Origin of the sequence: Bacillus tianshenii (assembly GCA_020524525.2) — a bacterium.
Lineage (GTDB): Bacteria > Bacillota > Bacilli > Bacillales > Bacillaceae_N > Bacillus_AV.
The window spans coordinates 770,579-797,309 of the sequence record CP129018.1 but is presented as its reverse complement, the minus strand read 5'-3'; the positions used below and the strand labels follow the sequence as shown (position 1 = coordinate 797,309).

26 protein-coding genes and 1 other annotated feature are annotated in these 26,731 nt (G+C 43.8%); of the genes, 11 read left to right on the top strand and 15 right to left on the bottom strand.

Features of this window, described 5'->3' with window-relative positions:
* Positions 1 to 273: 273 nt before the first annotated feature.
* Entirely contained in the window at positions 274 to 2,388 is a 2,115-nt protein-coding gene (locus tag LC040_03970; GenBank protein ID WLR53183.1) for a methyl-accepting chemotaxis protein, read from the bottom strand.
* 203 nt (positions 2,389 to 2,591) lie between these two features.
* On the opposite strand from LC040_03970, the gene LC040_03965 reads away from it, so the two are divergent.
* Positions 2,592 to 3,767, top strand: coding sequence for an FtsW/RodA/SpoVE family cell cycle protein (locus tag LC040_03965; GenBank protein WLR52080.1), 1,176 nt, complete (start codon positions 2,592 to 2,594; stop codon positions 3,765 to 3,767).
* Between the two features lie 201 nt (positions 3,768 to 3,968).
* On the opposite strand, the gene LC040_03960 is transcribed toward LC040_03965, so the two are convergent.
* Together LC040_03960 and LC040_03955 are read right to left on the bottom strand one after the other, a co-directional pair.
* Positions 3,969 to 4,835 carry a DUF4349 domain-containing protein gene (locus tag LC040_03960; GenBank protein WLR52079.1) on the bottom strand — a complete coding sequence of 289 codons (867 nt, stop codon included), beginning with the start codon at positions 4,833 to 4,835 and terminating at the stop codon, positions 3,969 to 3,971.
* Positions 4,836 to 4,894: 59 nt separating this feature from the next.
* Complete coding sequence (locus tag LC040_03955) at positions 4,895 to 5,344, bottom strand: hypothetical protein (GenBank protein WLR52078.1); 450 nt, start codon at positions 5,342 to 5,344, stop codon at positions 4,895 to 4,897.
* Positions 5,345 to 5,656: 312 nt separating this feature from the next.
* On the opposite strand from LC040_03955, the gene LC040_03950 reads away from it, so the two are divergent.
* The 3 genes from LC040_03950 (at position 5,657) to LC040_03940 (ending at position 9,736) form a co-directional block, all read left to right on the top strand.
* Positions 5,657 to 7,216 carry a methyl-accepting chemotaxis protein gene (locus LC040_03950; GenBank protein WLR52077.1) on the top strand — a complete coding sequence of 520 codons (1,560 nt, stop codon included), beginning with the start codon at positions 5,657 to 5,659 and terminating at the stop codon, positions 7,214 to 7,216.
* 519 nt (positions 7,217 to 7,735) lie between these two features.
* Positions 7,736 to 8,467 carry a ZIP family metal transporter gene (locus LC040_03945; GenBank protein ID WLR52076.1) on the top strand — a complete coding sequence of 244 codons (732 nt, stop codon included), beginning with the start codon at positions 7,736 to 7,738 and terminating at the stop codon, positions 8,465 to 8,467.
* A 126-nt stretch (positions 8,468 to 8,593) separates the two neighbouring features.
* On the top strand, positions 8,594 to 9,736 hold the full coding sequence (locus tag LC040_03940) for a glycosyltransferase family 2 protein (protein WLR52075.1): 1,143 nt from the start codon (positions 8,594 to 8,596) through the stop codon (positions 9,734 to 9,736).
* An 8-nt stretch (positions 9,737 to 9,744) separates the two neighbouring features.
* On the opposite strand, the gene LC040_03935 is transcribed toward LC040_03940, so the two are convergent.
* From LC040_03935 to proB, 4 genes are all read right to left on the bottom strand, one after another.
* Entirely contained in the window at positions 9,745 to 10,494 is a 750-nt protein-coding gene (locus tag LC040_03935) for a DUF2071 domain-containing protein (protein WLR52074.1), read from the bottom strand.
* A 194-nt stretch (positions 10,495 to 10,688) separates the two neighbouring features.
* A complete protein-coding gene (locus LC040_03930; protein ID WLR52073.1) occupies positions 10,689 to 11,186 on the bottom strand; it encodes an N-acetyltransferase in 498 nt (165 codons plus the stop codon).
* A gap of 27 nt (positions 11,187 to 11,213) precedes the next feature.
* Positions 11,214 to 12,479 carry a glutamate-5-semialdehyde dehydrogenase gene (locus LC040_03925; protein WLR52072.1) on the bottom strand — a complete coding sequence of 422 codons (1,266 nt, stop codon included), beginning with the start codon at positions 12,477 to 12,479 and terminating at the stop codon, positions 11,214 to 11,216.
* Complete coding sequence (gene proB, locus LC040_03920) at positions 12,476 to 13,603, bottom strand: glutamate 5-kinase (GenBank protein WLR52071.1); 1,128 nt, start codon at positions 13,601 to 13,603, stop codon at positions 12,476 to 12,478. Before proB ends, LC040_03925 begins: the two co-directional genes overlap by 4 nt.
* Positions 13,604 to 13,755: 152 nt before the next feature.
* Positions 13,756 to 13,970 (bottom strand) — a binding site (T-box leader).
* A 276-nt stretch (positions 13,971 to 14,246) separates the two neighbouring features.
* Here proB and LC040_03915 point away from each other — a divergent pair.
* Positions 14,247 to 15,665 (top strand): alanine/glycine:cation symporter family protein, encoded by a 1,419-nt coding sequence (locus tag LC040_03915; protein ID WLR52070.1) that lies wholly within the window; start codon positions 14,247 to 14,249, stop codon positions 15,663 to 15,665.
* A gap of 45 nt (positions 15,666 to 15,710) precedes the next feature.
* Here LC040_03915 and LC040_03910 read toward each other — a convergent pair whose 3' ends face one another.
* Entirely contained in the window at positions 15,711 to 16,364 is a 654-nt protein-coding gene (locus tag LC040_03910; protein ID WLR52069.1) for a hypothetical protein, read from the bottom strand.
* A gap of 18 nt (positions 16,365 to 16,382) precedes the next feature.
* Positions 16,383 to 16,598: a hypothetical protein gene (locus tag LC040_03905; GenBank protein ID WLR52068.1), complete on the bottom strand. Its 216-nt coding sequence runs from the start codon at positions 16,596 to 16,598 to the stop codon at positions 16,383 to 16,385.
* Between the two features lie 182 nt (positions 16,599 to 16,780).
* Between LC040_03905 and LC040_03900 the strand changes: the two genes are divergently transcribed.
* A complete protein-coding gene (locus tag LC040_03900; GenBank protein WLR52067.1) occupies positions 16,781 to 17,701 on the top strand; it encodes a sporulation protein in 921 nt (306 codons plus the stop codon).
* A gap of 47 nt (positions 17,702 to 17,748) precedes the next feature.
* Here LC040_03900 and LC040_03895 read toward each other — a convergent pair whose 3' ends face one another.
* Positions 17,749 to 18,207 (bottom strand): RDD family protein, encoded by a 459-nt coding sequence (locus LC040_03895; protein ID WLR52066.1) that lies wholly within the window; start codon positions 18,205 to 18,207, stop codon positions 17,749 to 17,751.
* Between the two features lie 144 nt (positions 18,208 to 18,351).
* Here LC040_03895 and LC040_03890 point away from each other — a divergent pair, with 144 nt between their 5' ends.
* From LC040_03890 to LC040_03875, 4 genes are all read left to right on the top strand, one after another.
* Entirely contained in the window at positions 18,352 to 19,230 is an 879-nt protein-coding gene (locus LC040_03890; protein WLR52065.1) for an EamA family transporter, read from the top strand.
* On the top strand, positions 19,227 to 19,547 hold the full coding sequence (locus LC040_03885; GenBank protein ID WLR52064.1) for a hypothetical protein: 321 nt from the start codon (positions 19,227 to 19,229) through the stop codon (positions 19,545 to 19,547). The genes LC040_03890 and LC040_03885 overlap by 4 nt, the downstream gene beginning before the upstream one ends.
* 91 nt (positions 19,548 to 19,638) lie before the next feature.
* The gene (locus LC040_03880) at positions 19,639 to 20,175 is read left to right on the top strand and encodes an IseA DL-endopeptidase inhibitor family protein (protein WLR52063.1); all 537 of its coding nucleotides are present in this window, start codon (positions 19,639 to 19,641) and stop codon (positions 20,173 to 20,175) included.
* 125 nt (positions 20,176 to 20,300) lie between these two features.
* Positions 20,301 to 21,467, top strand: coding sequence for an SEC-C metal-binding domain-containing protein (locus LC040_03875; protein ID WLR52062.1), 1,167 nt, complete (start codon positions 20,301 to 20,303; stop codon positions 21,465 to 21,467).
* A 63-nt stretch (positions 21,468 to 21,530) separates the two neighbouring features.
* On the opposite strand, the gene sda is transcribed toward LC040_03875, so the two are convergent.
* From sda to LC040_03860, 3 genes are all read right to left on the bottom strand, one after another.
* Positions 21,531 to 21,692 (bottom strand): sporulation histidine kinase inhibitor Sda, encoded by a 162-nt coding sequence (gene sda / locus LC040_03870; protein WLR52061.1) that lies wholly within the window; start codon positions 21,690 to 21,692, stop codon positions 21,531 to 21,533.
* A 113-nt stretch (positions 21,693 to 21,805) separates the two neighbouring features.
* Positions 21,806 to 22,081, bottom strand: coding sequence for a hypothetical protein (locus tag LC040_03865; GenBank protein WLR52060.1), 276 nt, complete (start codon positions 22,079 to 22,081; stop codon positions 21,806 to 21,808).
* A gap of 59 nt (positions 22,082 to 22,140) precedes the next feature.
* Positions 22,141 to 24,186 carry a catalase gene (locus LC040_03860; protein WLR52059.1) on the bottom strand — a complete coding sequence of 682 codons (2,046 nt, stop codon included), beginning with the start codon at positions 24,184 to 24,186 and terminating at the stop codon, positions 22,141 to 22,143.
* A gap of 141 nt (positions 24,187 to 24,327) precedes the next feature.
* Here LC040_03860 and LC040_03855 point away from each other — a divergent pair, with 141 nt between their 5' ends.
* A complete protein-coding gene (locus LC040_03855) occupies positions 24,328 to 24,495 on the top strand; it encodes a hypothetical protein (protein ID WLR52058.1) in 168 nt (55 codons plus the stop codon).
* 41 nt (positions 24,496 to 24,536) lie between these two features.
* On the opposite strand, the gene rarD is transcribed toward LC040_03855, so the two are convergent.
* Both rarD and mnmH read right to left on the bottom strand, forming a co-directional pair.
* Positions 24,537 to 25,469, bottom strand: a complete 933-nt coding sequence (rarD, locus tag LC040_03850; GenBank protein ID WLR52057.1) for an EamA family transporter RarD — start codon at positions 25,467 to 25,469, stop codon at positions 24,537 to 24,539.
* A 121-nt stretch (positions 25,470 to 25,590) separates the two neighbouring features.
* Positions 25,591 to 26,667 carry a tRNA 2-selenouridine(34) synthase MnmH gene (gene mnmH, locus LC040_03845; protein WLR52056.1) on the bottom strand — a complete coding sequence of 359 codons (1,077 nt, stop codon included), beginning with the start codon at positions 26,665 to 26,667 and terminating at the stop codon, positions 25,591 to 25,593.
* Between the last annotated feature and the right edge of the window lie 64 nt (positions 26,668 to 26,731).

The following is a 26,731-nucleotide window of genomic DNA, read 5'->3' as shown; positions in this document are numbered from 1 at the left end:
CGGCTTTCTCTGTGTGAAGGTTCCAGCAATCGGACAGCCTTAACGCCTTTCTACGCTTTTCTTTTATCCAGCTGCGGCGCCTAGGGGCTCGAGGTCATAAGTCAGACTGTTGCGGGGACAAAGGGCGGTCCCCTCCACATTCTGCCTTATGCTTGTCGCCCCTGAGCAAGGCGCCTCCGCTTTCGACGCACAGGACGTGCTAGTGCTGGCGTTGTCACAGGACGTGACGTTTTTAGCCAGCGTTCCTTTTATCTAGCTGCGGAGAATCTGCTTTTATAATTCAAATTGGTTAATTGTATTTTTTAGGTGTTGGGCTTGTTTGGTTAGTTCTTGGATGCTTGCATGAATTTCTTGCATGGATGCGTTTTGTTCTTCGACGCTTGCTGTGACTTCTTCTGTTGAGGAAGCCGTTTCTTCGGTTACTTCGTTCATGTGCTGCATCGCCTCTGTAATGCTTTCTTTCAAGTCTTCAAGCTTATGAACGAGGTGGTAGACATGCTCGATTTTTGTGCTTGTTTCTGAGATAGCTGATTCGAGCTGCTGGAAGACGGTTTCGGTCTCTTCTACGGTTTCGGTTTGTTCATCAAATGTTTGCAACGCTTCTGCCATGACCGTTGTAGCGTTGTGCATATCACTATCAACAGACCGGATTACTTCTTGGATTTCATGAGCTGATTTGTTGCTTTCTTCAGCAAGTTCACGCACTTTTTCTGCCACTACTGCAAATCCTTTTCCCGCTTCGCCGGCCCGTGCTGCTTCAATCGCTGCGTTTAAAGCAAGAAGGTTGGTTTGGGCTGCGATATCGGAAATCAGTGTTGTAAATGAATGAATGGTTTTCATTTCTTGGTCTAGATGAGAAATCACCTCATGAAGCTTGCAAACAGCCTGCTGACTTGATTGCTGCTTCTTAAGAAGCAAATGAAAGGCCTCCATTCCGTGGTGATTCAGTCGCTTCATTTCTTTGGCATTCTCTTGCATAACAGCTGAGTCCGCTTCAATTTGACGGGCATTTCGGTCTAATTCACCCGCTTTTTTCACGCTTTCTTCAGCGTGCTCGGACTGATTCATTGCCCCTGCCGCGATTTCCTCAACCGCTGCTGATACTTGATCAATCGCAGCCGTCGACTGGCCGATCATTTCTTTTAAATGAACCGTTGTGCCGTCCACTGTTTCGGCAATTTCTCGTGAACCTTTTACAAGCGTACGCAAATTGGCAACCATATCATTAAAGGCAAGTGCAAGCGTACCAAGTTCATCTTGGCGTTCAATTTCAGCCTTTGTATTAAGATTTCCTTCGCTTACCTTTAGACTCACTTCTTTTAAATGAATAATCGGTTTAACAAGCGATGTTGCAATCCAGTAGCTAATCGCTAATGTCAGCACTCCGCCAACCGCTAGCATAATAATGGACATCCACGTTGCCCGCTGTACTGCTTCAAAGACGACGCCTTTATCTTTCGCAACAAAGATATAGCGCTTATTCTTCTCATCATAATCGACATAGGCTAAATATTCACTTGCGCCTTCACGCTTCGGCTCATAAGCAAGGTAGTCATTTTCAGAACGCTGGATATCCTCCATAAGGCTCTGCCCTGTAAGTTCGTTTACCATGTCCACTTTCTTGCCATTTAATGAAGGATCTGAATAAAAAAGAACCTTTCCATCAGCCGCAATGACACCTGCTTCACCATTTTCGCCTTGCGCTTCAATTGATTTCAAAAAATGTGCGCGAGCTTCTTGCTCAGCATGCGTCATCGCAGCTTCGATATCATCGACATAGTTTCCAGTGCCGACTACCCAGCCCCACGGCTTAAATAGCTGCGTATAGCCGCGCTTCGGATAGGCTTCTTCTGAACCGAGCTTCGGAAAATGATAATCGACAAAGGTTTCCCCGTCTTTCACTGCACCGTCAACCAAGTCCTTCACCATCCGCTTTCCGTTGACATCTTGCACATCTTCGCGGTTCATCCCTTCTTTTTCAGGTGAAGGCGGAAGCAGAAGCAGTTGATAGTCGGTATTATCAACCCAAAAGTAGCCGTTCTCACCATATCTAGCACTTCGAAGAACGTTGAGTGCCTCAACTTTTGCCTCGGCTTCATTCATCTTTCCATTTCTCGCAAGTGTATAATAATGATTCACGATCGAAACGGCATTGTCGACCTGCTCTTGAATCATTTGGTCGTATTTTGAATAGGCGGTTTCTCGAAGAACCTGAATACTTTCTTCCATCCCATTTAATGAATTTGCTAGTTCCTGTGACTGAAGTTTCATTGTACTTTTTGCCTGCTTTTCAAGCTCAGACCTTGAAATGAAAACCCCAACAAGGCCTTGAACAAGCAGCACAGCCACAATTAACACTGAAAAAATCAGCATTAGTTTCTGTTTCATGCTTTTCACACTATTTACCTCCATACATCTGGTGATCATATGATTTTACAAAACCTCATTCTATCATACTACAAATTTGGTATAAATTACTTTGTTATATAAGTTGATTTTTTCTGTTTTATTGCTTCCTTTTGACAGAAGTCAACTTTTTCGGTAAATTCAACATGCGACCACAATTTTTAGAATGTCAGGTGCTTATAAAAATGGAAAAACGAATAACTGAACGAATTGACTGGCAATTAATCTTTTTGTTACTGCTGTTCTGTATGGTCAGCTGCATTGCCATCTGGAGTGCCCAAAGCACAGACCAATACGGACAAAACTTTGTAATTAAGCAAATTGTTTGGTATGTTGTCGGCTCTTTTATTATCGCGGCGATGACGTTTTTTGATACCGACCAATATAAGAAGCTTACGTGGTATTTATATGGGTTTGGAAACTTTTTGCTGTTTGTGTTAATCATTGCCCCATACAGCATTGCACCGATTCGGAACGGACAAAAAAGCTGGTTCGAAATTCCCGGTGTCGGATCGGTCCAGCCGTCAGAGTTTATGAAAATTTTCTTAGTGCTTGCGCTTAGCAAAGTCATTTCCGACCACCACAAACGATATATAAGCAAGTCACTTCAATCTGATTTGCTTCTATTAGGGAAAGTGGGCTTAACAACCGGCCTGCCACTGTTGCTAATTATGCAGCAGCCTGACCTTGGTACATCGCTCGTTTTTATCGCGATTCTTACCGGGATGTTAATCGTATCAGGCATTACCTGGAAGCTTCTCGTTCCGATATACGGCATTATTGCCGCATTTGGAATCAGCGTATTCTTGCTCGTTCTTAAAGCGCCGCAGCTTTTGCAAAACATACTTGGCGTACAAACCTATCAACTAGGCCGAATCTACGCATGGCTTGACCCGCATAATTACCAGACATCAAATGGCTATCATTTAATTAAATCTCTACGTGCCATCGGGTCTGGGATGCTGACAGGAAAAGGTGTCGGTGACCGTCAAGTGTACATTCCTGAAAGTCACACCGACTTTATCTTTAGTGTCATTGGTGAAGAATTTGGTTTTATCGGCGCAAGCTTTGTTGTCAGCTTATTTTTCATGTTGATTTATCATCTTATTAAAATTTCACTCGCAACTAATCAAGAGTTCAACGTCTATATTTGCACAGGAATCATCAGCATGCTTGCGTTCCATGTGTTCCAAAACGTTGGGATGACAATTCAGCTCGTACCGATTACTGGTATCCCACTGCCATTTATCAGCTACGGAGGAAGCTCCCTCATGGCCAACATGCTCGCCATGGGCATCATCTTCAGCATCCGCTTCCACCACAAAAACTACATGTTCCAATCATCAAGCAGTTTTGAATAAGAAAAGCGGAGGCGAATCGCTCAGAAACCTTGTTTGCTGGAGCCTTCACGCTTAGAGGCGCTCTTTGCCTCGGAGCGGGAAGGTGAAGCAACACAAGTTTCTATTCGCCGCAGCTGGAAAATAGAAAAGCGGAGAAAGGCGTTCAGGCTGTCCGATTACCAACACACCAAAAAAGCTCATCCACCACGGATGAGCTTTTCCTTATTTCTTTCTTCTTTTCTTCATTACCAGATACACAACTCCACCAACAACCCCGATTATCAGCAACACAGGTGAAAAACCGATGAGGAAAACGGCGATTGCTGAGAAGAAGACAGCAATGCCATTGATTGAGGAGGCAAAGGCTTGTTTGATTTTCTGCCCTGTTTGCAGCTCTTCATTATCTTTCACTTTCGGCACCTTTACATTTGTGTCTTCCATCGAGAGGCTTACAAGCGCATAATCTGTCCGGTTTTTCAAATATTTCATTCGGCCCTCGACTTGTTCAATTTCTTCCTGTACACGCGCTAAGTCATTCGAGATTTTCAGTAAATCTTCTGTTTTTTCGGCTTTTTCCATGAATGAGAGAAGCCGCTTTTCGACGGTTCGTTTTGCTTTCAAGCGTGATTCTAAGTCGACATATTCTTCGGTCACATCTTCTCCACGTACATTTCGGTCGATGACACGTTCACTATTTTCCTCGACGTATGCAAGGTAGCTATCGAATTTCCCACTTGGAACGCGAGCTTGCAGATAGGCACGTTTTGTGCTGCCTTCTGTGGAAATCGATGATTCGACAACATAGCCGCCTGACTGCTTTACTTTTTCTTCAAAGGTTTCAAGGACACTTTCCACATTTTTCACAGCAAGCTGAAGGTGACTTTCATAAGCAACCATTCGCTCTGTTTGTGCCGTTTGTCCCATTTTCATTTCTTCTGTTTGTGCTGCTTCACTTTCTTCAGTTGAAGCCGCCATTTCTTTATCCATACTTTCACTCGTTGATACATCATTAGCTGACTCGTCGCCAGCTCCTCCACCACTGCAGGCTGCTAACAACAACACTGCACACAGGATGAACAGCTTTTTCATCTACAAAATCCCCTTTCCTATTAACATTGTCGAAAAATGAATAGAAAAGGTTTCAAATTTTAGAAAAAAGGATTCTTTCGACGCGCTTGTCTGCTCATCGTATCATCGTTCTTTAATTGTCGTTTCTTGCGGACATATTTTCCTAAATAAAAGATACCGAGGATAAAAAGGTACACAGCGAATAAAACGATAAACCCCCAGAGGCCGACAACAATATCGGCAAATTCCATATTTCCTCGGTTCGTAATCTTTTGTTGTATTTCAATCGCAAACATAATGACCATAAGAACTGTCACCGTATAAGTAAATGACACGGCTTGGATGCTCCATTTTGCCAGCACACGAAATATGCGATTAACAATGAAGAAGCACCCCATTCCCAGTATTCCCATCAACCAGAAATGAAGGTCCTTATCGGTCAGATGAAGTCCGAGTCTGCGTGAAAGAAATAATAAGAGGTCATGCATATCATTGACCATATTTGCTAAGATCCGAATCCAAACTTCCAAGCTTATCCCTCACTTTTTTTCCCCATTCTTTTGTTTTCTTCTCGGATGATTATAACTTATCTTATACCCTCTCTTCATTATTGAGGAACACCGAATAAAATTTTCTAAATATTTTTAATTTAAAAAAGGAAAAATTAGGTTAACTAGCGAATAGGTTATTTATATGTAAACGCTTCATTTGTGAAAAAACGAGCAATTGATTCGTGATCATACATTATTTCCCTGTATACGAGGTGATTTTCATTGAGCAGGCTTTTAAAAACAAAGGATGCCAGAGGTGCGCTTAGGCGCGTGCAAGAGGTTGCGGAAACCTTGCAACTTACTTGGGATAAGAGAAAATCAATAACAGAACAAGCCGATGCCATCCGAAATGTAATGGATGAAGAATTAAATGATGATGAATATCTTGCGGTTACAACTGAAAGCGGTTTCGTCATTATCAATACGAACCGACTTCGCGAACAGATGACTTTTCCTGATGAAGTAGGTCAGCGTGCGGCAGCTACCCTTGAACCACTTCTTCAGCTGTATCACCGTAACACTGGTGAGGTGCTTGTCGACGCTTCTTGTCCAATTCTGACTGGTGAAGACGGCACACGCTATAATCTTCGGCTCGGCCGAATCATTCATCGACCTTTTATTGGCTTAATGTTTGGTTCACTCAATCTTATTCCTTCAACGGCTGTCGGACTTACAAGCGTTGCTTTAGGACTTCCAGCTGCAAAGATACTAGCTGTTACCCTTGCAACCTTTCTGTCTGGGTTTATTTTAGCAATTTGGTTCTATTTTTCGATTATGAACCGGCTTAAGCACTGGTATTCTGTTACACGTGGTGTTTCGTCTGGTGATTTAACAAAAGAAGTGAAAACCATCGGGGCCCGCAATCGGTTCCATCAAACTGGTTACGAGATTAATAAAATGATTATCGGATTTCAAAATATTATGCGTGAGCTTGATAAAGCCGCTTCATCCGTTGATCATATTAGTGAAGACCAACGCTTAGAAGCACAGCGGCTTTCAGAAGCCTTTGAAGAGCTGTCAGCGACGATGGAAACGTTCAAAAACGGCTCACTGAAACAGCGTGATGAAGTGAAAAAAGCACAGGAAATGGTGCAAACGATGATGAGCCGTGTAATGGCTATGCAGCAGGAGGTTGAACATGCTGAAAAAGGAGCAGATATTTCTCTAGCAACCGCAGAAGAAGGTGAAAAAGCAGTTCTCCACACACAAAATCAAATGCAAACCATTCAAGATTCCGTTACAAAAACTGCCGAAAAGATTCGAAATGTCTCTGCGGAGGCAGATAATGTCATGCGAAAAGTTGCCTCTATCACAGATATTGCGGAGCAAACAAACTTACTCGCCTTGAATGCCTCTATTGAAGCAGCCCGTGCAGGCGATGCTGGAAAAGGGTTTGCTGTTGTCGCCCAGGAAGTGCGCAAACTAGCAGAAGGAACAAATACATTTGCAAGCGACATTTTAGCCTCACTCGCTGAAACTCGGCGAGACCTAGAAGAAGCAGTCAGTCAAGTTGCAGAAAATGTCCAGTCCATTTCCGCGGGAGTAGAACTTGTCTCACAAGCAGGCAATGCAATTGAAGGACTGAAGAAATCAAGCATGGAAACAAAAGAACTTGTCAGCCGCAACCGAGAAACAACCCAATCCGTCAACATGGACGGACGGAACCTCCAAGGTATTATAGATGAAATAAACGACATTGCTCACGATTTCACAACACTCGTTAATGAAACAACCGAAACAATGAGCGAGCATATCGAAGGCGTCCACCACCTCGCCAAAGAATCCTCCCTCCTCTCAGAAGACGCCGCCAAACTACAAAGCATCGTCAAACGCTTCCACACCGCGTCATAAGAAAAGCGGAGGCGGTTTGAACAGGGGCGACAAGCATAAGACAGAATGTGGAGGGAACCGCCCTTTGTTCCCGCAGCAGGCTGACTTATGACCTCGAGCCCCTAGCCGCCGTAGCTGGATCAAAGGAACGCTGGCTAAGAACGTCACGTCCTGTGACAACGCCTGCACTAGCACATCCTGTGCGTCGAAAGCGGAGAAAGGCGGTTAGGCTGTCCGATTGCTGGAAGCTTCACGCATAGAGGCGCTCTTTGCCTCGAAGCATTAAAAGGAACGTCGGTTAAGTTCGAAACGTCCTGTTTCAACACCGACGCTAGTACGTCCTGTGCGTCGGAAGCAACTCGCGCAGCCCGCTCACAAAACATTATGGAAAAGCACATGCCTTAGTCATGGGCTTTTTTTCATTTTCTGAAATAAAATACTTGCTTATGCTGTTCATTCGTTTTACTTTAGAAATTAGCACATTATTGAAACGTGGGCCATATACATAGAAAAAATGACTATTGACAGAGGTTTCTTACAATGAATGAAGTATTAATGGGCAGTATCCTATCTGCGCTCTCGACAGGGCTTGGGGCATTGCCGATTCTATTCCTGCAAAATGTAACCCATCGTTGGCGTGATATGCTTTTAGCTTTTACAGCTGGGGTTATGATGGCTGCGGCGCTGCTCAGCTTGATTCCTGAGGCGCTTGCAAATGGCGGCTTCTATCCGACAGCAATCGGCCTTCTGCTCGGTGTCGGAGCCTTAACAACGCTTGAAAAAAACATTCCGCACATTGACTTAGAGCATACAAAAAGCGGCATCCAGATTGAACAAAAAGCATTGCTTGTCGTAGCGGCAATCACGCTGCACAACATTCCTGAAGGCTTGTCTGTCGGTGTCAGCTATGCCTCCACGGTGTCGGATGCCGGAAACCTTGTCGCCATTGCGATTGGGTTTCAAAACGCTCCTGAAGGCTTTCTTGTTGCGTTATTTCTCGCCAATCAACGGCTCAGCAAGTACGTTGCACTTCTTATCGCTACGCTCACAGGTGCGGTTGAAATCTTTGCAAGTCTTGCTGGTTATTTTATGACTTCGTATATTAGCTGGCTTGTGCCTTATGGTCTTGCTTTCGCTGCTGGTGCCATGCTGTTTATTATTTATAAAGAGCTGATTCCAGAAAGTCATGGAGATGGAAATGAACGCCCTGCGACTTACTCCTTCATACTCGGTTTATTATTTATGCTGTTTATCATTCAGCTTTTCGGATAGGCACATCCGCTGTCTTCCTCACCAAGAGGAGAGCAGCGGTTTTTTTCGTTCACAGCGTATTGTCTTTTCATCTTTTTCCTTGTTTGTTTTATACTAAATGCAACCCGGGCTTAGGAGGAAAAATTCATGCTGATTTTGTTAATCATCATCGCACTCTTTTGGTTCGTTGCACTAATCGATGCCGCTATCGGCTTACGCAGGCTTCCACGGCTTGAAGACAGCAGACCTGCAACGGAGGAGCCACTGCTTTCTGTCATTATTGCTGCACGGGATGAGGAGCAAGCCATTGAACAAAGCATACGCTCACAGCTACAGCAAAACTACCGAAATGTAGAATGGATTGTCGTGAATGACCGCTCTACCGACCGCACTGGCGAGATAATTGAATTGCTGGCAGCAGAAGACCTGCGCGTTCAGCCAGTTCATATCAACTCCCTTCCATCTGGCTGGCTCGGCAAAAACCATGCTCTTTACAACGGCTATCAACAAGCAAACGGGGATTACTTGTTGTTCACCGATGCTGATGTACTGTATGAAAAAACAGCCTTTCAACGAGCTGTTTCGTATATCCGTCAGACAGGTGTTGGTCATGTAACAATTGCGCCACAGCTTACTGCTAACACCTTTTGGCTGCAGGGTTTTATTTATTTCTTCTTATTTGGATTTGGATATTTCAAACGGCCTTGGAAAGCAAATGACGACCGTTCGCGTGTAGCAATGGGGATTGGTGCTTTTAATTTGCTGACGCGCTCAGCGTATGAACGCATTGGCACTCATGAAGCGATTGCGATGCGTCCTGACGATGACTTACAAATGGGCGTACACGTGAAAAAAGCTGGTGAAAAACAACGCCTTCTTACCGCGATGTCGCTCATTAAGGTTAACTGGTACAATTCCTTAACTGACGCGATTCGCGGACTTGAAAAGAACACATTAGCCGGGCTGTATTACCGGTATTGGATGGTTGCAGTTGCCGCAGTCGGAATCACAGTCTCTCACCTGCTCCCTTTCGTCATGCTATTTGCAGGTACACCAATGCAAATGTGGGTCAGCGGAAGTACGATTGTGTTAATGTTTCTTCTTTATACACTTACGACAAGGCAAATGGCTGGCGCACCGCCTGTTCATTTTATCGTGATGCCAATCTTGACGCTTCTTTTTATTTATACGATCGTTCGTGCGGCGATTTTAACGAAGAAACGAAACGGAATTCTTTGGCGAGGGACTCATTATACGCTTGATGAACTGCGACAAAACGATAAAGGCTGACTGCATTGTCAGCCTTTTACTTTGCTCATCGGATAGATGAAAGCGCGGATATGCTTGGAATAATGGAGCAGCGGCTTCTCGTTGAAATAAGGCTGTTCTTGAATGAACGGCACAAGCGTATTTTTTCGAATGTCCGCTTCAGCCACCTGCAAGCTCCATTTTATATGATGAATATCACCGCGGTAGACGTTGTTTTTCTTAACGGTAAATAAGCAATACCGCTCGGTCAGCCAATGCTCAATTGACCCGTAGGAAGCGGAATAAGATTCTGACACAGGGCGATAAGACAAATCAAGCGCTGATTTCGAGAAACCGCGATGACTCCGGACACTTGCAAGCTGAATGGCTGACTCAGCTTTTTTCATTGTCATTTTGGCTGTTAAATATGGCAAATGAAAGATGGACCGAGCGACCATAACAGCTGGAAGATGATTGGCATCCAAGCTGAAGAAATAAACACCTGATTGATTCCGATACTTCACATACGTGCGGACATTTAATTCAAGAAATGACCTAGCTCCAGGAACTTCCGGCAGCCCACGCAGCTGAATATGATTCATATAAAACGGGACAACCGCAATCCACGCCTTCCCGTCAAACGTATCGACTTCAAGCTGTTCAGGAATGAACGGACGCAGTACATCCACCGGAAGCGGCCAATGCATAAAAAGCAAATCCTCCCACGTCTGAGTCATCACCCACGATGAAACAGGCAACGCATACGGCCGATGATCAACTTTACTTAACTCATCAAACACAAGAATTTCCCTCCTCACGAAATGCGGAGGCGGCACGCCCAATGCCCCGCTTCCCTTTTTTGTAAGTATTTCTCAATTCAAATCGTAGCATACAAGTGTTCGAAAAGATAAAATGAGTATGCACGAAAGAACATTCATTTAACCAAATAGAAAAAACGCAGCACGTCGGCTGCGTTTTACTTAAACCTTATTGTCTACATACTCGCAAATCGCTTTGATGGCACGGAAACAATCGCAGTTGTGCGGCGAATCATTGCGTTTTCATCACAGTTGCGAAGCTTCGGGCATTTCAAGCAGTCTTTCCAAATCTTCTCTGGCATCTGGTCTTTGTTTTCCACAAGCTCGAAGTTACATTTTTCAAAGAAACCGACTTGATAGGTCATTGAGAAGACGTGTTCAACACCAAGAGATGCCGCTTCCTCCATCAGCTTCTCAACGATTGCTTTTCCTGTTCCTTTGCCCTTTTGGTTCGGGGCCACAACGAGCGAGCGAATTTCAGCAAGGTCATGGCCGAGGACATGAAGGCCGCCGCAGCCAACCACTTCACCCGCTTCTTTTGCGACTGTCATACATTGTATATTTTCATAGAGTGACAGCTTTGTACGCGGAAGCAGCAAGCCTTCCTTTGCATAAGAAGCAATCATATCAAAAATCGGCTCAATATCCGTCACGACGGCTTTCGATAATTTCATCGTCCTCATCCTTTTTGTAAGTTTTTGTTACTTTAATTGACCTGTGCCCTCCACAACATACTTTGCGGATGTTAGCGCTGGCAGTCCCATCGGTCCGCGGGCATGGAGCTTTTGCGTGCTGATCCCAATTTCTGCGCCGAACCCGAATTCAAATCCGTCGGTGAAGCGGGTTGATGCGTTATGATAAAGCGCAGCAGCATCGACGCGTTTGAAGAAATAATCAACGTTTTCTGCTGTTTCAGAGACGATCGCCTCGGTATGCTTTGTACCATATTGATTGATATGCGCGACAGCACCTTGAACATTCGTGACAACTTTCAATGAAACGATATAGTCTAGAAATTCTGTTCCCCAGTCCTCTTCCGTCGCTGGGATAAGACCGTCTACAAGCTGTGTCGCTTTCTCACAGCCGCGGATTTCAACGTTCTTTTCTTGTAATGCGGCAACAAGTGCTGCTAAATGTTTCTCAGCCCATGCTTCATGCACGAGAATACTTTCGGCAGCGTTACAAACAGATGGGCGCTGTGTCTTTGCGTTGACAGCAATTGCAACCCCCATATCCTCTTTTGCTGATTCATCAAGATAAACGTGACAGTTGCCGACACCTGTTTCTAATACTGGTACACTGGCATTTTGGACAACCGTTTTAATAAGACCTGCCCCGCCGCGTGGAATGAGCACATCCAAGTACTCATTCAGCTTGAACATTTCGGATGCTGTTTCCCTGCTTGTATCATGTAACAGCTGAACCGCTTCTTTCGGAAGAGCTGATTTCTCAAGTGCCGCATGAATGACACTGACAAGCGCCTGGTTCGAATATGCAGCGGAAGAGCTTCCGCGCAGCAAGACGGCATTTCCTGTTTTTAAGCAAAGGCTTGTTGCGTCTACCGTTACATTCGGGCGTGCTTCATAGATCATTCCAATCACACCGAGCGGCACGCGTACCTGCTTTATTTGTAAGCCATTTGGCCGCGTCCACTCCGTGATTACTTCATCGATTGGGTCAGCAAGCTCTGTTAACTGCTTCAACGCATCGGCCATATCCGCAATCCGTTCCTTCGACAGTGCCAATCGGTCTAACAATGATTCACTAATGCCTTTTTCTTTCCCAGCCTGTAAGTCCTTTTCATTTTCATGTAAAATAAAATCCGTTTGGGCGATTAGCTCGTCTGCGATAACGTGTAACGCTTCGTTTTTCTCATCCGTTGATTTGACAGCCATTTCCCCGCTCACTTGCTGTAGAAGCTTTGCTTTTTCAATTAATTCACTGCTCTTTGCTGTTACATTTGTCATTTCAACACCTGCTCCCTTCCCCGCTCTACCCATTGATTACGATGAATGACAACATTGCTTGCGCGTTCGACAAGCTGCTTCGCTTCATCGCTTGATAAGCCTTTAATTGTCTTAAGTTCTGTATTTGAATAATTCACTTGCCCTTTACCGAATGGCTTGAGCTGTTCATCTGCAACTTCCACGACATCACCTGGCACAAATTCACCTTTAATGTCGACAATCCCGGCGGCGAGAAGGCTTTTCCCCCGCAGCAGCAGCGCTTCTTTCGCGCCATCATCGACAACGATCATCCCTTTAACGTCGGAGTGAAGGCTAACCCACTGCTTTGTGTTATTGACATGCGGCTGAGCAGCATTGCCGATATACGTGCCATCCCCTTTTCCTTGAAGAATATCGAGCAGCTTATCCGCTCCGCTCCCCGTTCCGATAAAGGTGCTTATCCCGACAGAAAGTGCTGTTTGCGCCGCTTCAATCTTCGACTTCATTCCGCCTGTGCCTAGACCTGATGAAGAATCACTGGACGCTTCATTGAATAAGTGCTGATCTAACATAGGAAGAAATGCGTATTTTTTCGCATCAGAATTTGTTTTTGGGTTCTTATCATATAAGCCATTGACATCCGTTAAAATAATCAGCATATCCGCGTGAACCATGCCGGCAACAAGCGCTGACAGCATATCATTGTCACCGAATGTCAGCTCATCAACTGCAACCGAATCATTTTCATTAATAATGGGCAGCACCCGCCGCTTCAACAGCTCAGATAATGCATTATAAGCATTGCTGTATTGTTCCTTCTGATTAAAATTGTGCCGCGTTAACAGCATTTGCGCTGTTACAATGTGATGATGCTTGAACTTGTCGGTATAGCCCTGCATCAATAGACCCTGCCCGACCGCTGCGGCCGCCTGCTTGCCTGCGATTGTAATTGGTCGCAACGGATAACCAAGGTCTGTAAAACCAGCCGCAACTGCACCAGATGAAATCAATACAACTTCATGCCCTGCATGCTTTAATTTAGCAAGTGCTTCAACATGCTCTGTTAGCTTTTCTTCTGATAAGCCACCTTTTTCATTTGTAAGTGAACTGCTTCCGATTTTGACGACGATTCGCTTTTTCGTCATTCCAACCATCCTTTATGAATATTTATACATTTTACTGATTATTTAGTCAAAAATCAACCATTACAGGAGAAGATCCGCTTAAAAAAGGCGGTTCGACCTAATCAAAAGCCCATTTCTGCCCTTTTTAATAAAAAAAAGCCCTTCTGTCCTTATGAAAGGACGGAAAGACTTGAATCTCCGCGGTACCACCTTTGTTGGCAGTTAAATACTGCCCGCTCAAAACGCCTATAACGCAGGCGATACGGTCAGCTTTCACTAACAGCTCAAAGGCAGGTTCAACAGTGTGCTCAGATGGAACCTTTCAGCCGGTGAGTTCCACTCTCTAACAGCGCAGAGACTGTTTACTAATCCTCTTCAACGCAATAAATATTGTTAATCATTATGCATCAACTTGTATCATTATGTCAATGTTTTAAATGATTTTTTTACGGGTAATTGTATTAAAGTCGCTCGGTTTATGGCTTTTTAACTAGTCTGACATAATTTACGCGTTTCAAAAGTGCTATCCTACCAAATACTTTTCAATTACTCATCTATTAAAGTAACAATATAAGCCTTCATATAAATATTATATTTACAAACTATTTTCACATTGATAAAGTTATTAATATATTTTTACCTATATAAAAGGAGAGTCGCACTTATGGAAATACTTGAAAAGATTCTAGGCGAATTGAACACTTTCTTATGGACGTATGTCTTAATTGCCGTTCTAATTGGGTTAGGGCTTTATTTTACGTTCCGCACAAAGTTTGTGCAATTTCGTTTGTTTGGTGAAATGATTAAGGTGCTTTCTGACAATCCCGGAAGTGACAGCGACAAAAGCGTGTCCTCCTTCCAAGCGTTCTCAATCAGTACGGCTTCTCGTGTTGGTACGGGGAATATGGCAGGTGTCGGGACAGCCATCGCTGCAGGCGGACCTGGTGCGGTGTTCTGGATGTGGCTGATTGCGTTAATTGGGGCTGCGACAAGCTTTGTTGAGAGTACCCTTGCGCAAGTGTATAAGGAAAGAGATGAAGACGGCTATTTCCGAGGCGGTCCTGCGTATTACATGGAAAAAGCACTCGGCAAGCGCTGGATGGGGATTATCTTTTCGATACTGTTAACACTTTGTTATGGGCTTGTGTTCAACGCCCTGCAAGCGAATACCATTACACTAGCATTTGAAAATGCATTCGGCATCAACCGCTTTATGCTTGGTATTGTTATTATGGTGTTTTCTGCACTCATTATTTTTGGCGGTTTGAAACGGATTGCAAACTTCACCCAAATCGTTGTACCGGTAATGGCGTTAATTTATATTGTGATTGCGCTTATCGTTGTTGTGATGAACATTACGATGATTCCTGATTTAATTAGTACGATTGTGTTACATGCTTTCGGTATTCAAGAAATTGCTGGCGGCGGACTTGGAGCTGCCGTTATGATGGGGATTAAACGTGGTCTCTTCTCCAACGAGGCTGGTATGGGTAGTGTGCCGAACGCGGCTGCAACTGCGGATGTCAGTCACCCTGTTAAGCAAGGACTTATTCAAACACTCGGTGTTTTCGTTGATACGATCGTTCTTTGTTCAGCAACAGCATTTATTATTATCCTCGCCGGCAATTATACAGGCGACCTGACTGGAATTGAACTGCTTCAGGAAGCGCTTGATATCCACATCGGCGGCTGGGCAAGCTATTTGATCGCAGTTGCCATTCTATTATTTGCGTTCAGCTCTATTATCGGAAACTACTATTACGGGGAATCGAACATTCTCTTTGTGAATTCAAACAAAGGGTTGATGTTCTTCTATCGTGCGGCAGTGCTTGCGATGGTATTATGGGGCTCTGTCGTTGGGATTGATATCGTCTGGAGCTTAGCGGACTTATTCATGGGCTCGATGGCCATTATCAACTTAATTGCGATCACCCTGCTCGGTAAAATTGCTTTCCATACACTTGATGACTATATGAAGCAAAAGAAAGCCGGCAAAGACCCATCCTTCCATATTGATAATGTAAAAGGATTAAAAAACGTGGACTGCTGGGGAGAAAAAGGAAGCAAGCAACATTCAAATTAAACACGAAAAAGGCCATGAACCTCTTCTGCAGGTTCGTGGCCTTTGTTATTTGTTCAGCTCTTCTAGCCCTAATTCAGGCAATTCTCGTAGATAATTTTTGTACAGCATATATTTCTGCAAACCGCGGGAGTGTTCGAGAGCACGCTCTGCAAAGGGAACAGCACGCTTACGGCGCTTCGTTTTCATTTCGATTTCAGCCTTCAATGCTTCCCTCATCCAGTCTTGTGGAATCTCATCAAGAATCTGCTCTGCAAGCGGAAAGCGGCGTTCTTCAATGAAAATCGACGCTTTATAATAATCCTTATATAACGACACTTGTATATTATTGATGCTTTGTCTGGCTGCCTGCGGGTCATGATGATACAGCGCATAGATAATGTCATAAATGGCACGCTTATCTTTTCGTTTGTACTTTTTCACAATTTTCTTATATGCCTCTTCGACATCTTCATCCCGCTCATTCGCTAAGCCGTAATAAAATTGATAGATCGGCTGTTTTTTATTTTGCACGAGAAACTTCTCGACCTTCTCTGGATTCTTTTGCAAGAAGACAGAATGATAAAAAGGCGCAAAAATAAGTGCCGAAACGAGGAAAAATGCAGTAAATAAAATAATACCAAGACTGACTTCTAAGAAGCTTAGCCCTAAGCTAACGACAAAGACAAGCACATATGTCACAATCGTTCGAACGTTTAACACAGTTACCACCAACTATCTCTATGAATTCGACTTCCTCATCGCTCTTCCCCAAAAGACAAAAGCCGTTGCTCCAGCCACTAATACAACGATATGAATACCAAAGATTACTTTAATAAAGACAGGACCGATTGGATAAAGGTGAAAGACTGTCCCGCCTATAACCGATAAGATTGACGCGAATAAAATAACAAGCGTTGTCATAAAAAAGACAAGCGGTAAACGTTTAAGCCCCATGTTCTCACCTTCCTCTTCTAAAATAAATTAACGTGCACGTACCCCATCATACTACAATTTGCCTTTTTTGCGGGAGGATTTTCGCTAGGAATCTACAATCCTCCGTCAGATGTGGCGATTTTATGAAACTATTTCCACTTTTCAACCGTATGAATAGTAATAGATTGAAACGGAGGGAACATATGCGACATTCAAAGCACGTTGTCAAACAGAAAGCTGTTCTAAAAAAAGTAATGACCCGCTATTTCGGAACGATGAAAGTTGATACTGTATTAAACAGAGAAACGGTAGTTCCCGGCGAGGAGCTTAGCGGAGAGGTTCACTTAAAGAGTGTCAGCTCGTTAAAGAAAGTCGATATAATCGTCCTGTCAATTATGCAGCAATTTATGGTGCGTGAAGACCGGTTCGATAACCTTCCACTTAAAACGATAGAAATTCAATTAACAGAAGAACAAAAGCAAGAAAAACAAGTGCAAATTCCTTTTTCATTCGAGCTCCCGGCTCATACGCCGCACACATCGAAAAGATACAAATGCTGGCTGCAAACTGATGTCAACGTTCCGAACAAAGTTGACCCGCGTGATATGGATGGCCTGCATGTAACACAGCACCCATATGTCCAAACAGTCGACCGGGTCTTTACCGAAGTCCTGCAGTTTCAAAATACACAGCGCAATGAAGTCATTTATTATATTCACCTCGATAATAATAAATATGACAAAACATGGCTGTATGGCCCGACGCCATCACATATCCAAAACCAAGTCGAACGCCACCCGCTGTATCCATTGCTTTCTAAACGGGACGTGCCTTTTGTTCAAGAATTTGAATATCGGCCTTCCCCTCATTTTGCGGAAAAGTACAAAGAAGTGGAATTGGTTTATGACTTCACAGATGATGGCGTAGACATTTATGCGGAGCTCCAATTCCTGCCCCGCGGTGAGCTTAGCAAGGAAGAATATTTCCGAATGAAAGCGCTCGACCGTGATGAAGTGATTCACTGTATGTCCTTTACGCATGAGGAGATTGATAACGAGGAATTAATTGCTGAAAGATTTCTAAAGCTGCTTGAAGGGGCTGAACCGCCAGAAGAGTTGCGTTAGCAATAGAAAAGGGCTGACACCGAGTCAGCCCTTTTCTTATTTCAAGTTTATCTCGTTCTTATCACAACCGTACCTGCAACAAAGTCATGCAGGGCACGTTTTTTCTTCGTCCAGCCTGCAAGCATAAAGCCAATCATAAGTGGAATGGCTGATAGAATCATTGCAAAATAACGCCCAACCGCGCGGCCGAAGCTGATACGCTCTCCTTCTACTGTCGTTACTTTCATTCCTAGCATTCGTTTGCCGAGTGTTGCCTGCCAGCTTGAGCTGTGCAGCTTCGCAAAGTAAATGACGTTCACAATCGTCGTTAATGTCAGCGCAATGGCCTCAAATCCCCAATACATTGACAAGTCTTGCCCTGTTTCATAAGCAATAAATGAGCTCACATCACCGCCGACAATCATCATAAACAAAATGAAATTAATCAGCTCCGTCGGAATTAACAAAATGATGCCATCGATAAAGCTTGCGGCAAACCGCCGCCAAAAACCTCCATATTGTTCCATATCAAGTAACCTGCCTTTCTATGAAGTTCACACTATATATATACGGGCCCCTCCTCATGAATGTTTCAAATTTTAGACAGTTTTAGAAATTATGGTAGACTAGGCGTAGCTTCATCTATCTGTCTAGCAATTGGGGGAAGTAACATGAATCGTGATACCCTGCTGATTGCGCTCGGCGCGATACTTTGGGGAATAATCGGCATATTTGTACAAGGATTGCTTACATATGGGTTCACACCGCTTGAAATCACGGCATTGCGTGTGGTCAGTGCATCACTTTTGATCCTATGCTATTTGTTAGTTAAAAATAAACAAAAGCTAAAAATCCACTGGCAGGATACGCGTTATTTTATCGGTACGGGCATTTTAAGTATCGTTTTTTTCAATTGGTGTTTATTTACGGCCATGCGCGAGACATCGATTGCTGTTGCAAGCATTCTTTTGTATACAGCTCCAGCTTTTGTAACGGTCCTGTCACGCTTTTTCTTCAAGGAATGGCTGACACCGCGAAAGATCACGGCCTTGCTGGTCACCTTCATTGGCTGTGCGTTTGTGATCGGTGTTGCGCCATATGGGGTTTCGTCCATTTCAACAGCCGGCCTGCTCGCAGGGCTTGGGGCAGGCTTCGGCTATGCACTCTATAGCATCTTCGGAAAGTTTGCTCTTGCAAAATATGATTCTTACACAGTGACAGCTTTTACATTTTTCACTGCGGCTGTCTTTTTATTGCCGCTTACACAGCTTTGGACGAAAGCAAATACCTTAGCAGACCCGCTCGTTTGGGTGTATGTGCTTGGGCTTGGCTTGTTCTCAACGGTGCTCGCTTTTCTGCTCTATACGACAGGTCTTTCACGGATTGAATCGAGCCGTGCTTCGATTGTGGCGACGATTGAACCTGTGACAGCTGCACTTGTTAGCGTCATTATTTTTCAAGAACAGTTAAATCTTTGGCAGGTTGCAGGCATTGGAATGGTCCTTTCAGCCGTTATTCTTGTGCAAGAACGAAAAAGGAGAAGCTTATGAAAAAACTGATCACCTTTCTGTTAGAGCTTGTTCGTGTGATTGTCCTGTTCGGCCTGCTTCTTACACTATTTGGCTGGCTTAATGAACAATTACTCATTATGATGACCGGCACGTCAGAAATAAGGACTTCACTCGGCTTACTGCAAGCAATCGGCTTTCTACTTGTCATCATTGTGCTGTACCGAAACAAGCTCCAGTTTCATGGCTGGTTCAAAAGCGGTGATGAACGTCCTCTGTCGAAAAAGGCAACGAAAAGATTGCTGATGACCGCGGGGCTGCTTATAGCTCTTCCATATGCATTAGGTCTTATCTCTTAAAAAATTTCCTTATCAAAGAAAATACTGAAACCTTTTCCTCTGAAATAAAGTCTATATTGGAGAGAAAAGTGAAGGATTAGGGGGATGACCGATGTTTCAGAGAATGCTTTTAGTAGGGATGATGCTGATTGTTGTAACTGCATGCAGTACGCAAATGCAAGGTGCAGCACAGCAATCGAAGAAAGGACCGAGTGATGCAGAAATCACAGCACTATTAGCAAGTGCTAACGAGCATTATTACTATGTACTAAGCGGCGGCAATCTAGCTGGAAAAATAGAAGAAACGGCGTATAACGGAACGCCGTACCGCTATTTAGGCGATGATCTAAGCACGCTTGCGAAGGTCCAGAAATATTTAGAGGAAACGTTCACACCTGAAACAGCAAATCAGATTTTGACAGAGTTAAAAATCGTCGAAATCGCCTCACGCGCTGCTCAGCCGAATGCTGATGGCGGAAGCTTGCTTGATTGGAATCGTGCCAAGCTTGACGTGATTTCAGCGAATGAAACGAGCATCATCTATCATGCAACCGTTCCTCTTGGGGATACAGGCGAAAGCGTGGAAGAGGAAGTGACGATCCAACATCTCGACGGTGCAGGATGGCGGGTGTCCATGGGCGTTAAATAACCGTTCAAACGGGCTGTTTACTCCGAAAAAACTGGAGAAACAGCCTATTTTTTTCGAAAAGATGATACTTTTCAGACATTTCTTACGTTACAATAGAAGTAACATTTTTATTTAGGAGGTTATCGATGGAAAAAATCGGACGTAATGAACGCTGCCCGTGCGGCTCAGGCAGAAAATATAAAAAATGCTGCCTGCATAAAACAATTAGTCAATCTGTCGTCAAGTCATTAAATGAAGCGGAATTATCCACCCTCTCGGCGATTAAACGTTTCTTTACGATTGAAATTCCCGAGGCAGAGCTGCCAATAAGCGCCCATAACTTAACAGAAAATATGCGCCAGTTTGTCGCAGCACGCCTTGAGCAAATCTTGCTTGAATTAAGAAAAGAAAACAAGAATGCCGAGCACCTGCAATTTTTAAATAGTGAGCTTTATCAGCTTTATTTACAAGGTCCATCGTATGCTTCCTTCCGACTTAAGAAGCTGACATATGAAGGGATAATCTTTGAAAGACCAACGAAAACCCAAGCAAAAGATCGACTGTGCAAGGCAGAGCTTTCACTCTTAAAGACGGTTGCTTCTGCCAACTTATCTGCTTTTCTAGCCGTTCCAAATGAATCAATTGATTATGAGGCTATGAGAGTGTTAACGGAATTTGGCTATGCAAGCCTGTTGCACGGCTTTACAGATGATGACAACATCAGTGGTGGAAAAATGATTGTCGATGCAACAAACACACTTGTCGGCTGGGAGCTTCTCAAAGATACCGACTCAACAAGCACTACCGTCCATACGTTTCCAATAAGACGAGAAACTGCCCCACCTCTAGATTTCACTACGAAAGTAGATTGGGCACACTATCAATACCTCAACAAGAGCTCTATTCACACCTTAACAACTGTTCATACCCAAGAAGCCTATATTGAAAGCAGTCAGCTTGAACCTCACTGCTATTGCTCACTCGCGACAAGCCTGTTAGGTGTGCTTGAACAGGAGCTTCGTGAAGTGATTACCTTAAACGAGCAATGGAACACAGGAGCCCGCTTATTATGGCGCGACTTGCAAGATTATTTGAAATACCGTACTCTCCCTTACATTTCCGACAATGTCCCTTACTTATATGAACAATTGACCGAAATCACGACCATTCGTAAGCAGGCACTCTACGGCGAACGGATTGATGCCTCCGAATACTCCCTTATTCATGACCTCGCTTTTTCCCAAGGTTTATTAGCAAGCCTTTCAAAATGGAAGGAGCATTACTACTCCAACATCACTGCCATAAGCGTATAAATCAAAATAAAAAAGCTGTCCTACAATGAAAATAGGGCAGCTTTTTCTACAATTTGTTATTCATTAATTCATTTCCTCTAGTTCAATTAATTCCCTCTTTACTAACTCTTCTTCTAACAGCTGAAGAAATCGTTCATCCACTTCACATTTTTGTGCTTCTTCATATGTCTCAACCAACAGCTTATCAGACATCTTTTCCACGATTACTTTCACTTCTTTCGTCATTTGTTAGAAAATTCACACACAAGGAGTATTGTACTAATTTTTAAACTAAATTAAAACATTTTCGACAAAATATTACATATTATCCCTTGTTAATTGTGAAAAAAATGTGACATTTATGCTGAAAAAGCAAAGATCGCCACGAAAACCAAGAGGCTGCCAAATGCTGTTCCAATCGCAATTGACCAATGTTTTTTCGATTCCTTTCGCAGTAATAAGACATTAAATACGAAAAAAACAATAGCATCGACAATAACACTTAGAAATGCTTCAGCAGAAGGAAATGACTCTCCCCAGCTGAACAGAAACCAAAAGTAAAGATAAGCATAATAAGAAAAAATCCCAATCACAATATTCCCTATATAGAAGAATATTCTCTTCCCAGTATTCATCGAAAACCCCTTATTGAAAAGGAAGCTGACCATATAGAGTCAACTTCCCCTCTTTGCTCTTATACGACTTGACGCTCCCAGTGGCGGTGTTCAGCAATTGCCTCTGTAAATTTCAGTGCAAAATCCTTCATATCCTCACCTTGGACGACACCAGGGCTGTTTGAAATACCTGCTTCTTCTAGCCATGCCTTCCCTTCATGTGTCGCACCGATTGGCTTAAAGTGTGAGAAGGCTTCATTGATGAAATAGAAGGCGTCATGCTTGAATTTCTTACTTTGTTCCTTATCACCGACGACATACAACGCATCAAATAAGACAGATTCACCTGTTAGGAAAGTATGGTCGACTTCAAGCTCTGCTCCGTTCGAGGCTTTCAATGTGCCAAGCTCGTCGCTCACAACTTCCGGATTGACCCCTTCTGCCTTCAGTGCAGCCAACACTTGCGTTACATCTTCACCATTGAAGTCATTTCCGATAATAACGCCAACCTTACGTGTTGCAGGCTTTTTCTTCGTATTTTCCTGACTTAGCGCTGGTGATGATTTTGTAACACTTGAGCCGCCTTCTTCTGGAGGCACAGCTCCGATATTCTTCGCAAACCCTCTCGCCAAATCAAGGCTGACATTTGCGAACATATCAACAACCTGCTGCTGAACAGATTTACTCTTTACCTTGCCGAGTTCAAAGCTGAATGCTTGGATGATATGGTCTTTCTCTGGCTCGCTCATGCTATTCCAGAACAATTTCGCTTGTGAGAAATGGTCTTTGAAGCTTTCACTTCTGCTCCGTACTTTGTGCCCTTCGACTTTTTCTTGATAATGCGCATACCCACCTTCTGCCTCGCTTGCAGGCTCTGGTGTGTTATTCGCAAGAGAATTCTTATGATAGCTTACTTGTCCTTTATTAACCGTCATTCTGTGCATCCCATCTCGCTGATTATTATGGAACGGGCAAACAGGACGGTTAATCGGCAATTCATGAAAGTTCGGGCCACCGAGACGGCTGATCTGTGTATCCGTATAAGAGAACAGACGCCCTTGTAGAAGCGGATCATTTGAAAAATCAATGCCAGGAACGACATGCCCTGGATGGAAGGCTACTTGTTCTGTCTCAGAAAAGACGTTATCGACATTCCGGTTCAATGTCATCTTCCCGATAATCGTTACAGGTACGTCTTCTTCTGGCCAAATTTTCGTCGGATCAAGCACATCGAAATCAAATTGAAATTCGTCTTCTTCTTTAATGATTTGTACACCTAATTCGAACTCAGGATAGTCGCCGCCCTCAATCGCTTCATACAAATCACGGCGATGGAAATCAGCATCTTTCCCTGATAGCTTTTGCGCTTCATCCCAAACGAGCGAATGCGTGCCTAATACAGGCTTCCAATGGAACTTAATAAAATGAGCTTGTCCCTGCTCATTCACAAACCGGAACGTATGCACACCGAACCCTTCCATCATTCGGAAGCTCCGTGGAATCGCTCGGTCAGACATTGCCCACATCGCCATATGTGCTGACTCTTGATTATTTGCAATAAAATCCCAAAATGTATCATGCGCAGAAGCAGCCTGCGGCATTCCATTATGAGGCTCAGGCTTTAATGCATGCACTAAATCAGGGAATTTAATTGCATCTTGAATGAAAAAGACCGGAATATTGTTTCCAACTAAATCAAAGTTCCCTTCTTCCGTATAAAACTTCGTCGCAAACCCACGCACATCACGAACTGTTTCAGACGAACCTTTCGAACCTGCAACTGTTGAAAAACGAACGAACACTGGGGTTGTCACGGTTGGGTCTGTTAAGAATTTCGCCTTTGTGAACTCCTTCATCGCATCATCATACGGCTGGAACTCCCCATGTGCCGCATATCCGCGCGCGTGAACAATCCGTTCAGGGATGCGCTCGTGGTCAAAGTGAGTCATCTTTTCACGAAAATGAAAATCCTCCATTAACGTCGGGCCGCGCTCACCAGCTTTAAGCGAAAATTCATCCTCCGACATCTTCAAGCCTTGATTGGTCGTTAGCTTCTTTCCTTCATCATCCGTCCGAAATTGCTCTAACTGCTTGTCCTTCTTGCTCCCTTTGTGCTCATTACTCAACGTCCGATTCCTCCCTCTAGTAGGTAAATATGTAGAAAATCCACTATAAGTTGGTTACCCAATTACAATTTTCATTAAACTATCCGCACAAAGAGAAGCTGGGCTTAAATAAAGAAAGGACTATCCAAACAGGAGGTTCAGATGAGAAAACAAATTGGCATTGAAATTAACAGGTGTGTGTATACAAATGATGGGAACATTGGGGCCAACGAATTCTTCAAAGCATTTATCGCATTCCTTAAGCAGAAAGAATGGTATTTTGGCGGCGGAATGAATCAAATTAACGAAGAAGGTAAGGAGAAGGACTAGAAAAAGCCACTTCTGTAATTGAAGCGGCTTATTCTGCCTTCTTACGAGGATTGGCTAACATGCTTATTTTGAAGCCGGACAAACCATCGTGTCCGCGAAAGTGTAAATAAGAGCAGCGATACCCAGATTAATAGAAACGCAAATAAATGGTCTTGATTAAATGGCTCACCATAGAAAACCGTACCGAGAATCAGCATAATCGTCGGGGCGATATATTGAAAGAAGCCGAGCATCGCGAGAGAAATCCGGTTCGCTCCTGTTGCAAACAATAATAACGGCACAGCTGTTACAACACCTGCCCCCATTAATAAAAGCGACTGCGACAGGTTGCTGAGATGAAATGAGCTTCCCCCGTCAGCTTGAAGGGTGAAAATATAAAGCAGTGAAAACGGCATCGTGATCAATGTCTCAACCGTCAGCCCTACCATTGCGCCGAGCCGGACTAATTTTTTCAACAGACCGTACAAGCCGAACGATGTTGCCAGTAACAGCGAAATCCACGGAAATACGCCGGCTTGAATGGTGAGAAACGCCACGCCAATAAATGCTAGAACCACCGACACAACCTGTACCTTCGCAAGCTTCTCCTTTAGAAACAGAACACCGAAAAGGACACTAATCAACGGGTTGATATAATAGCCTAAGCTGGCCTGTACAATATGCGCATTTGCCACCGCCCAAATATATAAATACCAGTTGCACGTTATGAAAACAGAAGCCGCGATTAGAATAAATAATCGGCGTTTTTCCGCTAATAACACTTTTATTTCTGTTACGAGATTGTTTAGCTTTTTTGTGCCAATTAATACGAGACACATAAATACAAATGACCAAACAATCCGGTGTGCCAGCACTTCTTGCGGAGAAGCGTCTTCAATTAAGCGCCAATAGATCGGCATCACACCCCATAAGGTGTATGCGCCAACTGCCGCTAAATTCCCTGACACTTGTTCATTCGACTGCAATGTTTTCATTTTATAAACCTCTTTTTCTAAGAATAAGCTAAATTATAGAATTTGAGATCTTAAGAAGCAAGAAAAGGGGCTTGGCTTCGAAAATCGGATTAAGAAAAAGATGACTTCCGATTGTCCGAAGTCATCTTTTTTTGCAGGCCGGCTGCACAATTTCTCGAATCAGTTGTTCAATTTGTTCGACAGCGCTCTCTATCTGCTCACTGTTCACTACATATGAACCGCTTGTAACAGGAACAGCATGGTGCTGATAACGTGGGTCATAATAATGAATAAGCAGATATTCGATAAATGTATAGTAATCTCGCTTGGCAAACGCTTCTTCTATTTCGGCTTTGACTTGATGGTTCTTTATCCGTTTTCGAATAATCGGCAGAATCGCTTCAAGCCTCGTTCGAAACGCTGGGTCCTGTTGATTTGGTACCACATAGTCTTCGTAAATCTGTTTGATTCGACTGTGAAGTGACGCTTCGATATGAATTGTTATGCCGTTTTGTTTGCGTTCTAACAACACTTCTGGCAAGACGCAATGCCCGATTCGCTTGCTTTCTCCCTCCATGATAAAATACGGTGAATCCTTAATTTCGTCCAACGCTTCAAAAAGCCTTGCATCAAATGTCTTTTGATTAGCAGGCGTGCGGCCATCAATAGCTCCGAATAAAGAGCCTTTATGTTCGGCCATTGCCTCTAAGTCAAGAACGGGATAGCCCCGCTTCTGCAGCTCTTTAAGAACCACTGTCTTCTTCGTCCCTGTCATGCCGGACAGGACGACCGCTTTCTTTTGCAGCAGCTTCGGGATTTCAGCTAATATCGCATTTCGAAATGCTCGGTATCCCCCATTCAGCCGTTCAACCTTAAGGCCCGCAAGCTCGGCAAAATGAGTCATAGACCGGCTTCTCATACCGCCCCGCCAGCAATAAAGAAGCGGTGTTTTTCCTGAGCTTGCCCCCAAAGACTTCACTTCTGATAACAAGCCTGGCAGCTTTGGTGAGACGATTTCCATCGCCCGCCATTTTGCCTCGTCTTGTCCAATTTGCTTATAAATTGTTCCGATTTCTGCCCGTTCTGTATTGTTAAAAAGCGGCACATTTACCGCTTGGGGCAAGGCACTTTCTTGAAACTCCCCTTGTGAACGCACATCAATTGGAAGATATTTGTCACGGTTTTTGATATATTCCTGCACATCTCGTTCCAAGCCCACAACAGCTTCACTCCATTTCTTCACCTTTCTTTATTTTATAGCAAAATAATGGTTATTCAAACAG

What these genes read in the sequence shown, in the direction of transcription:
- LC040_03960 (WLR52079.1), bottom strand. Translation starts at nt 4,835, where the DNA reads ATGAAAAAGCTGTTCATCCTGTGTGCAGTGTTGTTGTTAGCAGCCTGC.
- LC040_03905 (WLR52068.1), bottom strand. Translation starts at nt 16,598, where the DNA reads ATGGGGCTTAAACGTTTACCGCTTGTCTTTTTTATGACAACGCTTGTT.
- LC040_03970 (WLR53183.1), bottom strand. Translation starts at nt 2,388, where the DNA reads ATGAAACAGAAACTAATGCTGATTTTTTCAGTGTTAATTGTGGCTGTG.
- LC040_03925 (WLR52072.1), bottom strand. Translation starts at nt 12,479, where the DNA reads ATGACAAATGTAACAGCAAAGAGCAGTGAATTAATTGAAAAAGCAAAG.
- LC040_03930 (WLR52073.1), bottom strand. Translation starts at nt 11,186, where the DNA reads ATGAAATTATCGAAAGCCGTCGTGACGGATATTGAGCCGATTTTTGAT.
- LC040_03940 (WLR52075.1), top strand. Translation starts at nt 8,594, where the DNA reads ATGCTGATTTTGTTAATCATCATCGCACTCTTTTGGTTCGTTGCACTA.
- rarD (WLR52057.1), bottom strand. Translation starts at nt 25,469, where the DNA reads ATGAAAACATTGCAGTCGAATGAACAAGTGTCAGGGAATTTAGCGGCA.
- LC040_03945 (WLR52076.1), top strand. Translation starts at nt 7,736, where the DNA reads ATGAATGAAGTATTAATGGGCAGTATCCTATCTGCGCTCTCGACAGGG.
- LC040_03915 (WLR52070.1), top strand. Translation starts at nt 14,247, where the DNA reads ATGGAAATACTTGAAAAGATTCTAGGCGAATTGAACACTTTCTTATGG.
- sda (WLR52061.1), bottom strand. Translation starts at nt 21,692, where the DNA reads ATGACGAAAGAAGTGAAAGTAATCGTGGAAAAGATGTCTGATAAGCTG.
- LC040_03895 (WLR52066.1), bottom strand. Translation starts at nt 18,207, where the DNA reads ATGGAACAATATGGAGGTTTTTGGCGGCGGTTTGCCGCAAGCTTTATC.
- LC040_03885 (WLR52064.1), top strand. Translation starts at nt 19,227, where the DNA reads ATGAAAAAACTGATCACCTTTCTGTTAGAGCTTGTTCGTGTGATTGTC.
- LC040_03890 (WLR52065.1), top strand. Translation starts at nt 18,352, where the DNA reads ATGAATCGTGATACCCTGCTGATTGCGCTCGGCGCGATACTTTGGGGA.
- LC040_03965 (WLR52080.1), top strand. Translation starts at nt 2,592, where the DNA reads ATGGAAAAACGAATAACTGAACGAATTGACTGGCAATTAATCTTTTTG.
- LC040_03855 (WLR52058.1), top strand. Translation starts at nt 24,328, where the DNA reads ATGAGAAAACAAATTGGCATTGAAATTAACAGGTGTGTGTATACAAAT.
- LC040_03880 (WLR52063.1), top strand. Translation starts at nt 19,639, where the DNA reads ATGTTTCAGAGAATGCTTTTAGTAGGGATGATGCTGATTGTTGTAACT.
- LC040_03865 (WLR52060.1), bottom strand. Translation starts at nt 22,081, where the DNA reads ATGAATACTGGGAAGAGAATATTCTTCTATATAGGGAATATTGTGATT.
- LC040_03900 (WLR52067.1), top strand. Translation starts at nt 16,781, where the DNA reads ATGCGACATTCAAAGCACGTTGTCAAACAGAAAGCTGTTCTAAAAAAA.
- LC040_03875 (WLR52062.1), top strand. Translation starts at nt 20,301, where the DNA reads ATGGAAAAAATCGGACGTAATGAACGCTGCCCGTGCGGCTCAGGCAGA.
- proB (WLR52071.1), bottom strand. Translation starts at nt 13,603, where the DNA reads ATGACGAAAAAGCGAATCGTCGTCAAAATCGGAAGCAGTTCACTTACA.